The organism is Marinobacter sp. AN1, from assembly GCF_026013985.1.
In the GTDB taxonomy this organism is placed as follows: Bacteria; Pseudomonadota; Gammaproteobacteria; order Pseudomonadales; family Oleiphilaceae; genus Marinobacter; species Marinobacter segnicrescens.
In genome coordinates, this window is sequence record NZ_CP110342.1 from 1826288 (window position 1) to 1837872 (window position 11585).

Sequence of the window (11585 nt, forward strand, 5' to 3'; positions counted from 1 at the left end):
ATAAACACCAGCTAAAGGCCTCTGATCGGGTCTAACACAGTTACGTTAAAGTCTTGGTCCATCCATGCATAATAATCGTTGAACTGCATCATTGCCCGCCCGGGCTCGTCCGGAAACGCTGCCAGGTCACGGCCCACCAGGGGATGTTCACTCGCTATGCCCATGAGTGATAGCAGCGTCGGCGCAAGGTCGATCTGGCTGGTAACTGTCCTGATGCGCCTGCTTTCAATATCGGCGCCCAGTATCAGGCCCGGAATCTGGAAGTTCTTGATGGGTACCAGTTCGTCACCCCACACCCTTGCGTCATGGTCGGCAACGATCAGGAATAGCGTATCTTCCCAGTAGGCACTGTTCCTGGCGGATTCGATAAACTCACCCAGGGCATGGTCCGCGTATTTGACAGCGTTATTGACGGTGTTTTTTTCCGCGTCATAGGGATCGATGCGTCCGTCGGGATACTCGAAAGGGGTGTGGTTCGAGGACGAAAACACCAGACGGAAGAAAGGCTTCCCCGAAGCATGGAGTTGCTTGAGGTCCTGGTGGGTCTTTTCAAACAGGTCTTCATCGCTGACTCCCCAACTGCCAGTAAACACCGGGTCAACGTAATCCTGCTGGTCGACAATGGAGTCAAAACCGTTGCCGGTAAAGAAGCTGCGCATGTTGTCGAAATGCGCCTCCCCGCCGTATATGAATCCAGTGTCATAGCCCTCTCTTTTCAACAATTCCCCGAGCGTAAAGAACCCGGTCTGGGACAGGGACAGCTTTACGACACTGCGTGCCGGCGAGGGTAGGAAGCCAGAAACCACCGCCTCGATGCCGCGAACGGATCTTGTTCCAGTGGCGTAAAGGTTCTCGAACCACCAGCCCGAACCCTTCAGGGCTTCCAGGCGCGGGGTCACCGGTCGGCCACCCAGGGATTCAACAAAGGTCGCACCAAGGCTCTCCTCCAGCACAATCACCAGGTTAAGTGGTCGCGGCCGGGTTCGTGCCGGGGTCTGGTGGTGCAATGTCGGATATTGCCCGGAACTGAACTGCGTATTGCGCAGCCACGGCTCATCGCGTACTTCGTCCACTATCTCGGATAATTCCATAGTGCCATAACGGTCACTGGCGTCCGCCTCATGCTTGAGGTTGTAGACCGCGAACGCAACGGACCAGCTTGAGTTGAGAATCAGCGAGTTCACCAGGGCGTCAGAGGTTAGTGCGAACATGGCGGGGTTGGCGGGGCGATGGCCCGTGGTGGATCGGATGCTAATGAACACCAGGACCACCACTATCGGCCACACCAGTAACATTTTACGATAGTTGCCTGGGCGGGCCTGCCGTACCCATGCTCCCATCAGCCAGGCGAACAGGGCTGTCAACCCCATGACCAGGAAAGAGCCCAGCAGGACGGTGGGCAGATAGCCCTCCCAGAGCATGCTCAGAATCTCCCGCGGATAGTTCAGGTACTCAATAAAGAGCCGGTTGGGTCGGGAATCGTATTCGGCAATGAAGGTCGGCGTGGCCAGTTCCATGAACAGAAATGCAAAAACCACGACCAGTGCCCAGAGCATCGTGAGGCGCTTCCAGAGTGCCCAGCTGTACCGGTGGCCCATAATCGGCAGGAGCAATACCAATGGTGCTACCACCATACCGGCCATGATCAGATCCACTCGCAGACCGTGAAGAAAAATGTCTGGCCACACGGGGGTTGGCTGGACTCGATCAAATTGCCACGCGACCAAAAGGGCACGGGATAGCCCCCCGATAATAAGGACCGAGCAGAACAGCATCAGTATCGGGGCATAGGCTCCCGCCCAATTGAACCAACGATATACATGAGCGGGGAGGGATTGCTTTCTGATGAACAATGACGTCATGACTGCACTCGTAAGTAAAAGCGGAAGAAATCGGCCTGGAGCGGAGGCGTGAAGGATAGAGGGATGTTCGTCAGGGAGGGGTCGTGGAAATGTCAGGAATTTGTCAAAAGTCCTACTAGCACGTTGAGCATGTCGGTAAACAGGGTGTTAAGAATCTGAGGGCCGGAATGCACAGATTTTCAGTGACGAAGTGTGGCCTGATAAGGACGCCGTTGTTCAATAAAGATTTTTTAAAACTGCTGGTTGAGGTTTCTTCTGGGTCGATGCGGAAGGGTAAATGGTACCCCCCGGCAGGACTCATAAGTATACGCAAGAACTTGTTTTATATGTTTTATTAAATGTTTTTGTCTTGATATATGCCCCCATTTGTACCCCCAGACTATTTTCTGTACCTGGGAGTGATTCCCAATTGAGCCGTTGTCGTAGGAAGCTATCTTGTGGTTGACGCATTGAAGTGGCGGAGTGCCAAACCAGATGAGCAAGGGGCTGGCACAGAGCCGGCCCCTTGCAGGTGATCTGTATTACAGCATTTTTTTCAGCTCGCCGTAATCCCCGTCAGTACGAAGCACCAGCGTGATATCGTTGTCGTTCCGATTGCGGAAGAACCATCCATGGTTACCGGTGAAAGCAGCTTCCAGCTCGCCCTCGTCTTCCGGAACGCCCCGGCCTTTCTCATAGGAAATTGACTGGCCGCTTCCGTCGCCATGGGTGTCATAGTTGATGGGGCCGCCCTCGGATATCCACGAGAACCGAGCGACAGCACCTTCCTCCATGGTGAGCTTGAACTCAGTACCTTCGCCAGGCGTGAGAACCACTCGCACTTCGTCCTGCCATTGTGGTTTTTCTGTTTGTACTGCTTCAGACACTTGTGGCTCTTCCTCGGCCGATGTTACTGGCTCCGGGGCCGAGGCTTTTTCCTGAGTGGGTTCTTCAGGGTTTACTGTTTCGGTCTCCTGCTGATCACTCGGGGATTGCACGGCAACCATCTGCGCCTCCTCGTCAGCGGCGGCTTCATCAGCCAGTTGCTCCTTGATCTCGCCCATTTCGGTCAACCCCAGTGCCCGGCCAGCTCCGGTGGGGTCTATGCCATACTCTGCTGGCATGACGACGGTAACCAGCAGTACCAGAGCGACAATGGCTGCGATGATGGTGGATCGAATCAGCTTGGCAGTGCTGGGCAGTTCTTCACGTTTGGGTATATCAGTGTTGTACATTGCGAATCTCCAGAATCAGGCGACAAAGTAACCGGTGAGCTGATAGCCAAAGAGCAGGAAGCCTGCGCTCATCATGGCCACATTGGCGGTGTAGGCATGGCGGAAGAAGCCGTTGGTTTTTCGCCAGAAATTGATGACGATCAGGATCATGGCCAGGGCAATGAGCTGTCCGATTTCCACGCCCACGTTGAACGCGAGGAGATTCGGGATCAGGCCGTCCGGCGAGATGTCGTATTCGATGATCTTCGTGGACAGGCCGAAGCCATGGAAAAACCCGAAGATCAGCGTGGCGGCCTTGGTGTTGGGCTGGAAGCCAAACCACCGCTGATAGGCCCCGATGTTGTCCAGAGCCTTGTAGACGATGGAGAGACCGATGATCGCATCAATGATGTAGCTGTTGATGCCCACGTTGAAGTAGACGCCCAGCAGCATGGTGGTGGAGTGCCCCAGCGCAAACAGGCTCACGTAGATTGCGATGTGTTGCATGCGGTAGAGGAAGAAGATAACACCCAGCAGGAACAGCAGGTGGTCATAGCCGGTGACCATGTGCTTGGCCCCCAGATAGATGAACGCAATAAGGTTTATCCCGGTAGTTTCCTGGATGTACCCCTTATCGCCCTGGGCGACAGCATGGGCCAACACATCCGTGCTCAGACCCAGCAAGCCCAATGTCAGAAATATCCAGAAGAGACGACTGCCTGGGCCCGTGAAGGACACACCGCAGCAGCCGCCAAGTAAGCTTGGCAACATAAAGACTCCAATCGAATTTGTTTTCTCGGGCCGCGAAAGCGGCAAGAATCAAGCGTGAAGGAGTGCTTTGGGAGGGCGTTCCAGTCGGTAGCGCAAACTGCGAGGGGATCCACCAGCAAACGGCACCGGTTGCCGGAGAACGGTAAGACTTTGGGAAACCAGTGGTACCCCTACCTGGTCCGCGGTCTCATGGGTGTGGTTTCCAGCGTCGTGGTGTAGTGACGACGCCTCTGGCTCTTCGTCAAAATCGTGGCTGTGTCCATGCCCGTCATGACTTACAGAATGGTGGGTGAGTGCAGACTCCCCATCACCAGCCAACTCAGCCACGCCGTGAGAGAACGACTCGCCAATCACCGAAAGTGACAGCCCCGCCAATGCGAACAGCATGAGGAGCGTCGGAAGCAGTTTTCTTTGGTGGAGGTCCGAAACCATCAATCTCAGTGGGTCGAATCGGTAGTTGGATTTCAACGAAGGCAGAGGATACCATCCCCCTATGGGGGATAGGAATTACACATGGTAAATGATCACAAGCATCAATCGCACCCAAACATTATCAAACGCCTGAAGCGGGCCAGGGGCCATCTCGAGAGCGTGATTGGCATGATGGACCAGGGAAAACCCTGCCTGGAACTGGCGCAACAACTTCACGCTGTGGAAAAAGCCATTCAGCAAGCCAAGCGCGTACTGGTGCAGGACCACATTGAGCATTGCCTGGACGACGCCATCGGACAACTGGAGCCAGAGCAGCAGCGCCGCGTCGATGAATTCAAGGCAATCGCCCGGTATCTTTAACCCGTTAGGGCCTAAACGGTGCTATTCCCGTTAATCACACTGAAGAGTTTCCACCGTCACGTGGACCAGGGACTGGCAACGGGCCTGAATACGCTCCTTGTAAGCAGAAGGTGAGTCGGGCTGGTGCGACACCACCGAGACAATCGCCGCATGGATGTCTGGGCCGATCGCCCACACATGTAAATCACTGACTTTGGTTTCATCGCCTTCAACCGCCTGCTTGACGGCTTCTTCCATGTCCTGATCCTGCTCGTCGAGAAGGACTTTGGAGGTGTCTCTCAACAGCTGCCATGACCAGCGTGTCACCAGAATGGCCCCGATAATACCCATCATCGGGTCCATCCAGTTCCAGCCCGCATATTTACCAGCCAGCAGAGCAATAATAGCCAGCACGGATGTCAGCGCATCGGCCAGCACATGAAGGTAGGCGGCCCGGCGGTTGTGGTCGTGGTGATGATGGTGGTGATCATGTCCGTGGCTGTGGCCATGGTCATGTCCCGCATCCCCGAGTATCCAGGCTGATACCCCGTTGACGCCCAGGCCGATGATGGCCACGAAAATTGCGCCGTTAAATGAAATCGGGACCGGCTGTATAAAACGCCCAATGCTCTCAATAACCATGTAGAGCGCGAAGACCGCCAGCAGAACCGCACCGGTGAACCCGCCCAAAGCGTTGACCTTCCCCGTGCCGAAAGAGAACCTGGCATTACCTGCGTTTTTCCTGGCATACGCGTACGCGAACGCGGCAATGCCCAAAGCAACCGCGTGGGACCCCATGTGTAGGCCATCGGCCAGCAACGCCATTGAGCCATATACGATCCCCGCCAGGATTTCCCAGACCATCATTGTCAGTGTCAGGCCAACCACAATGAGTGTTCGGGTCTCACCGGAGCGCTTCAGGTCCTGACCGAAAGTGTGATCGTGTTGCCAGTGGTTCAATCGTTCGTGATGCACAGAAGACTTCCTGAGAAAAAAGCGGAGGGAAGGTTTTGTAGCGATTAACTAATTTACATCCCCCCGGGGGGGATAGGTAAATGCTACGCCACCGCAATCGCGGCTGCAAGTGAGGTGTTGAGGTGTCAGTTGCCTGATCGGCTGCCGAATCGATCGGAACCAGGGATTTCAACAACAGCAGTAAGACCTCCCGCCTTACTGGACGTGTAATGAACCTGCCCCTGATAACGCTCAACTATCGCGTGGACAATAGCCAGCCCCAGTCCATGACCGGGTGTTTGTTCGTCGAGCCTCAGTCCGCGCTTGCCCAATTGTGACCGGGCTGTTTCTGAGACGCCGGCCCCGTCGTCGCTGATGATGATTTTTAACCGGCCTTGATCTTCACCCAGCGTGAGTTCCACCCAGCGGGATGACCATTTGCCTGCGTTATCCAGCAAGTTGCCAAGGATTTCGTTCAGATCATGCTCCTCAACAGGCCAGCGATGGTGTTCAGGCAGATCCGTTGACAGTTCAAAAGATTTATCGGGGTAGAGGCGGCCGAGCATCCACAGCAGGTCCCGGGACTGTTTGACCGGGCAGGCACTTTGACCGACCTGTGGACCTGCAAACCGGCTTCGCCGCATTTCTGACTCCAGCTGAGCATCTATGTCGTCGAGGCGCGACGCCATTTCCCGTCTCAGGTTCTCATCGAGCGGGCGGCTGGTGTCTTCCAGGATCTGTCTGACAGCCGCTATGGGCGTTTTCACGCTGTGAGAAAGGTTGGCAAGGGCGTCACGGGAGCGCTCCAACCGGTCATCCAGTGAATCCAGCAGCTGATTGAGTTGCTGAACGAGGGGCCGGAACTCCTCCGGGCCGTCTGCGTTAATACGGGAGATATCGCCTGACTGAAGCTTTTTCAGGCTCGCCCGAAGGCCCACTACAGGCCGCAGGGCCAGAGTGATGCCCACCCATATGCTTCCGACCATCAGAATGACCAGTAAAAACGAGACGACGGCAGTCCAGGTGTGGAGTTCGGCCTGACTTTGCTGAAGTGCCTCCATATCCTCGGCAACAATGACCACGAAGGAGTTTCCGTCGACCGTGAAGGCTCGGCGATAGCCAAGCATCTCGGAGGGCGCAGCGGGTACCTCAGCATCCCGGACTCTTACGGCTCCCTCCTGCTCGGACGAGAGCAACGGCCTCAGCACCGGAGTCCAGGTTTCCGGTGAAATGGACTGCCGGGACGGAGAGGCAATGGCGAAGGCGTGGTGGAACACTTCCTGGAAGTAGTCGCCGGTCTGGAGTGTGTCAATCCGGCCGCCGGACTGGCGGATCTGGTGTTCCAGAAAAGCCACCTCGTCTTTCAGGCGGCTTTCTACAAAGTCCGTGGACATCCTCTCCAGCAAGGCCCCATGGATGATCCAGGCCAGCGCCATCAGGCCAATACCGGCCGGAAGCAGCAGAATCAGGAGCATCCCCCTGACTGAACGAGGTCTAGCGGCTATCGGCATCGAACAGGTACCCCTGACCACGTCGGGTCTTTATGGTGTCCGGACCCACCAGCTTCCTGAGACGCCGCACGTAGGCTTCGATAACATTCTCGCTGGGTGTGTCGTTGAGGCTGTATAGCTGGTCCAGTAGCTGTTCTTTCGAGAAAACCTGCCCGGGACGACTCATCAGACAGCGGAGCAAACGGAATTCCGTACCGGTCAGGCTATGCTCGATGTTGTCACCGGCTCTTAACGTCTGACGATTTTCGTCCAGCTCGAATTGGCCCGCTGTCAGTGTGTCCATTATTCGGCCTTCGCTTCGACGGACGATGGCGTGAAGCCGGGCAATCAGTTCTTCCGTCTGGAAAGGTTTCGCGAGGTAATCATCGGCGCCGGCCTTCAGTCCATTGACCTTGTCCTGCCAGTCTCCTCTGGCGGTCAGGATCAGCACCGGGAAGCTGACCTTATGCGTCCGCCACTGCCTCAGTACGTCCAGACCGTTGCCGTCGGGCAGGCCCAGGTCAAGAATACCGGCCCGGTAGCTTTCCTGCTGCCCGAGTTGCCGGGCGTCCCGTGCGGTACTGGCGGTATCCACGCTGAAACCGGCCTTTTCCAGCTGGGCGCTTAGCCCGTTCGCCAGTAGGGGATCATCTTCCACCAGAAGTAATCGCATTCCTGATCTGCCTTCCCAAATTGAGCCTCAAAGCTCGTCAGTGTTGCTGCCCAAGCTGAATCGTGCCTGAACGAAAAATAATTCCGATTTTCAGCATGGATTCAGGTTGCTGAGCGATGGTAGCAACCGTTTCTGGATATTGCTCAAGTTTTGAGTGAGACAACCCGGCCTCCAGGGCCAAATCTGTTCAAGGGAGAAGATATATGACCATATCAAAATTTCTCGTTGCTGCTGCGGCTATCTCATTGTCGGCGACCGCCTTTGCCGCTGGAACCCATGGTGGAGGCCATGGTCACGGCGCTGCGAGTGGTGAGCCCGGCAAAGCCTCAGCGGTCAGCCGAACCATAACAGTCGAAATGTACGACAACTACTATGAACCGGAATCAATCACCGTAAGCCCCGGGGAAACGGTGCGGTTCATGGTGGAGAACAAAGGGAACCTCGTTCACGAATTCAACATCGGCACCCCAGAGATGCACGAGGGCCATCAGGAGGAAATGATGATGATGGTCGAGCATGGCGTCATCCAGGGCGGAAGACTCAACCACGACATGATGGAAATGGACATGGGGAACGGCCAGTCCATGAAACACGACGACCCCAACAGCGTCCTGCTGGAACCGGGCCAGAGCCAGGAAGTCATCTGGAAGTTTTCCGATAACAGCAATATCGAGTTCGCCTGCAATGTGCCGGGTCATTACCAGGCAGGGATGTACGGTGACGTTAAGGTTCAGTAACTCAGCTCACTAGTAAAGCGTTGAAGCAGAGGGCCTACAGGTATTTCTCCTGTGGGGTCCTTGGTGCAGTGCTATTTGGAGTAACAAGCATGAAAAGCCGTTTAGGTTCGGTGTTGTTAAGCCTGCTGATGTCTACATCGGTTATGGCCGGCGAATATGATCTCACGGTTGATCGGGTCGAAATTGATACCGGCGATTTCGTGAAAGAAGGTATTGGCTATAACGGTGCATCTCCGGGACCGGTGATGCGCTTCAAGGAAGGTGAAACCGTCAAGATCAATGTGACCAACAACCTGGATGAGATGACGTCCATTCACTGGCACGGTCTGATCCTGCCTTTCAATCAGGACGGTGTGCCAGGTATCAGTTTCCCTGGCATCAAGCCGGGTGAAACGTTCACCTATGAATTCCCTATCCAGCAAGCAGGCACCTACTGGTTTCATAGCCACTCTGGTTTTCAGGAGCCAGACGGGGCCTATGGTGCCATTGTCATTGAGCCCGAGGGCCGTGAGCCGTTCCGCTACGATCGTGAATTCGTGGTACAGCTGACTGATAAACACCCCCATTCCGGTGACCGCATCATGCGCAACCTGAAAATGATGCCGGACTATTACAACCGCGAGCAGCAAACCGTGGGCGAGTTTTTCTCGGACGCGTCAAAGAATGGCCTGATGAATACGGTCCGAGACCGGATGGCCTGGGGCGACATGCGCATGATGAAAGCGGACGTTGAGGACCTGCAAGGCTTTACGGGTCTGATCAACGGTAAGGGGCCGGACCAGAACTGGACTGGGCTTTTTGAGCCGGGCGAACGCATCCGGCTGCGATTCATCAACTCTTCGGCCATGACCTACTTTGATATCCGGATTCCTGGTCTGGATATGACCGTCGTTCAGGCCGATGGCAACAACGTTCAGCCCGTTAGTGTCGATGAATTCCGGATTGGTGTAGCGGAAACCTACGACGTGATCGTACGTCCGAAGGATGAGCAGGCGTACACCATCTTCGCCGAATCCATGGGACGTTCCGGATACGCCAGGGCAACACTGGCCCCCGAAGAGGGCATGGAAGCGGCAGTGCCGCAACTGCGTGAAGCTGCCCGACTGACCATGGCTGATATGGGCGGTATGCCTGGTATGGACCATGGCAGCATGGCGGGCATGGATCATGGGAACATGGATATGGACAGCTCAGAAGATATGTCCGGGATGGATCACTCTTCTATGGAGGGGACGGACCAGTCCAACATGGGCGGCATGGATCATTCCAATATGGAAGCTATGGATCATTCGGGTATGTCCGGTATGGACCATGGTTCCATGACGATGGGAAAAGAAGATAAAAGCGATCCTTTCTATGCCAAGGGCAGTGGCCTCATGCCCAAAGCGGCGAATGGAGGTAAGTTTCTGTCTTACGCTGACTTGAAGGCTCAGGATCCGCTGTACGAAGACCGGGAACCGACCCGGGAAATAGAGCTTCGCCTGACCGGTAATATGGAGCGTTACACCTGGAGCATTAATGGCGTCAAGTACGAAGACGCAGACCCAATTCGTCTCAAATACGGTGAGCGAGTTCGCTTCAAATTCGTGAACGAGACCATGATGACTCACCCTATGCACCTGCACGGTATGTGGTCCATTCTCGATGTTGGTGCAGACCAATGGAACCCGATCAAGCACACGGTCAGTGTGCAGCCAGGCACCACGGTTTACATGGAAACCGAGGTCGACGCGCCCGGTCAGTGGGCGTTCCACTGTCACCTGTCCTATCACGCGACCGCTGGTATGTTCCGCAAGGTCATTGTTGAAGGTGGGCCAGAGTCGACGCAGGCCAAAACAGACGTGATTGCCAAAGATGGAGGTGAGGTATGAGCTGTATTCGATCAATTGTCGCAGTCAGCTTCCTTGCCTCTATTGGTGTCTCAACGGCGGTGACAGCTCAGGAAATGATCTCCGACACGACCGCTCGAAAACAGCCGCTCACAACCTGGGGCGTTCAATTCGAGGAATTTGAGTACCGCTACAGCGACGATGACGAGGAGCTGGGCGTCTGGAATGCGGATGCCTTCTATGGCACCGACGACTTTAAAGTCCGGCTGCTCACAACCGGGGAGTACGAGATAGAGGAGCAGGCCTACGAAACGCTGGAAAACCAGCTGGTCGGCCAGATCCCTATCTCCAAGTTCTTCGACGCCAAAGCGGGCGTGCGTTTCGATACGCCCGAGGGGCCGGACCGTACGTATGCGGTTCTCGGTGTGGCCGGGCTGGCGCCCCAATGGTTTGAGATCGATGCAAATCTGTATGTCAGCAAGGATGGCGATACGTCAGCTGAACTGGACGCTGAGTACGAATTGCTGTTCACCAACTACTGGATTCTGGCGGCAACGCTGGATGCCTCAGTAGCGTTCAGTGAGGATGAAGAGATCGGCGTCGGCAAGGGATTGGTTTCCACCGAAACCGGCCTCCGGCTCAGCTACGACCTGATCGACCGTGCGTTCTCACCCTACGTGGGTGTGGTGCACGAGCGTAAGTATGGCGATAGCGCCGACCTGGCCGAGGCGGACGGCGGTGGCACAGAAGACTGGTTTGCCGTGATCGGCGCTCGAATCGCATTCTGATGCTGATGGGCCATGGGGAAACCCACGGCCCTTTTTCGTCTATGATTTGATGTAACTCAAATCCACCGAAAGTCTGTGTCCATTTTCAGCCGCAGTTCAGATTGAAGTGTTTTGATACAGGGAGAAGTCATCAGGAAGAGAGGTGTCACCCCATGACCAAAGCACACAAAGCAACCAATCAGGAGCAGTTTTTGTTGCGCCGAAAAATGGCCGTCGAGGGGCTTGGAGAGGATCAGTGGGATGGGCTCATCCACGATCTTAATCGCCACCCCTGCGTTGATTTCGCCGAGCGTAAGCCAAATGGCACATTGCAGGTGACGTACGACGGAACCCACTGGTCCGTCGATGAATTACTGGAACTGATCAAGGCTTACGGTGGCCAATTGAAAACCGGATGGTGGACCCGGCGCAAATTGGCTTGGTACCGGGTTACCGACGACAACGTCCGGGCAAATGCCAAGCATGAGCCGTTCTGCTGTTCCAAGATTCCACCCATGAAAAAATAACAGGAGGTTGA

The 11585-nt window shown here is 55.4% G+C and carries 11 protein-coding genes; 5 read left to right on the top strand and 6 right to left on the bottom strand.

Annotation, left to right across the window (positions count from 1 at the left end; all coding sequences use genetic code 11):
• Positions 1-11 precede the first annotated feature (11 nt).
• The 3 genes from LJ360_RS08375 to LJ360_RS08385 all read right to left on the bottom strand — a co-directional run bounded on the left by LJ360_RS08375 (position 12) and on the right by LJ360_RS08385 (position 3826).
• Positions 12-1655, bottom strand: a complete 1644-nt coding sequence (locus LJ360_RS08375; RefSeq protein ID WP_264995827.1) for an LTA synthase family protein — start codon at positions 1653-1655, stop codon at positions 12-14.
• A 728-nt stretch (positions 1656-2383) separates the two neighbouring features.
• On the bottom strand, positions 2384-3076 hold the full coding sequence (locus LJ360_RS08380; protein ID WP_264995828.1) for a hypothetical protein: 693 nt from the start codon (positions 3074-3076) through the stop codon (positions 2384-2386).
• 15 nt (positions 3077-3091) lie between these two features.
• Positions 3092-3826, bottom strand: a complete 735-nt coding sequence (locus LJ360_RS08385) for a HupE/UreJ family protein (RefSeq protein ID WP_413774407.1) — start codon at positions 3824-3826, stop codon at positions 3092-3094.
• Positions 3827-4339: 513 nt separating this feature from the next.
• Here LJ360_RS08385 and LJ360_RS08390 point away from each other — a divergent pair.
• On the top strand, positions 4340-4618 hold the full coding sequence (locus tag LJ360_RS08390; RefSeq protein WP_264995829.1) for a metal-sensing transcriptional repressor: 279 nt from the start codon (positions 4340-4342) through the stop codon (positions 4616-4618).
• 30 nt (positions 4619-4648) lie between these two features.
• Here the strand turns inward: LJ360_RS08390 and dmeF are convergent, their stop codons facing one another.
• The 3 genes from dmeF to LJ360_RS08405 all read right to left on the bottom strand — a co-directional run bounded on the left by dmeF (position 4649) and on the right by LJ360_RS08405 (position 7714).
• Positions 4649-5572, bottom strand: coding sequence for a CDF family Co(II)/Ni(II) efflux transporter DmeF (gene dmeF / locus LJ360_RS08395; RefSeq protein WP_264995830.1), 924 nt, complete (start codon positions 5570-5572; stop codon positions 4649-4651).
• Positions 5573-5697: 125 nt separating this feature from the next.
• Positions 5698-7062: a sensor histidine kinase gene (locus tag LJ360_RS08400; RefSeq protein ID WP_264995831.1), complete on the bottom strand. Its 1365-nt coding sequence runs from the start codon at positions 7060-7062 to the stop codon at positions 5698-5700.
• The gene (locus LJ360_RS08405; RefSeq protein ID WP_264995832.1) at positions 7046-7714 is read right to left on the bottom strand and encodes a response regulator transcription factor; all 669 of its coding nucleotides are present in this window, start codon (positions 7712-7714) and stop codon (positions 7046-7048) included. Before LJ360_RS08405 ends, LJ360_RS08400 begins: the two co-directional genes overlap by 17 nt.
• 203 nt (positions 7715-7917) lie before the next feature.
• Between LJ360_RS08405 and LJ360_RS08410 the strand changes: the two genes are divergently transcribed.
• From LJ360_RS08410 to LJ360_RS08425, 4 genes are all read left to right on the top strand, one after another.
• Positions 7918-8451 (top strand): plastocyanin/azurin family copper-binding protein, encoded by a 534-nt coding sequence (locus LJ360_RS08410; protein WP_091855151.1) that lies wholly within the window; start codon positions 7918-7920, stop codon positions 8449-8451.
• An 89-nt stretch (positions 8452-8540) separates the two neighbouring features.
• Positions 8541-10322, top strand: coding sequence for a copper resistance system multicopper oxidase (locus tag LJ360_RS08415; RefSeq protein WP_264995833.1), 1782 nt, complete (start codon positions 8541-8543; stop codon positions 10320-10322).
• Positions 10319-11068, top strand: a complete 750-nt coding sequence (locus tag LJ360_RS08420; protein ID WP_058340741.1) for a copper resistance protein B — start codon at positions 10319-10321, stop codon at positions 11066-11068. The genes LJ360_RS08415 and LJ360_RS08420 overlap by 4 nt, the downstream gene beginning before the upstream one ends.
• A 152-nt stretch (positions 11069-11220) precedes the next feature.
• The gene (locus tag LJ360_RS08425; protein ID WP_094625993.1) at positions 11221-11574 is read left to right on the top strand and encodes a hypothetical protein; all 354 of its coding nucleotides are present in this window, start codon (positions 11221-11223) and stop codon (positions 11572-11574) included.
• Positions 11575-11585 lie beyond the last annotated feature (11 nt).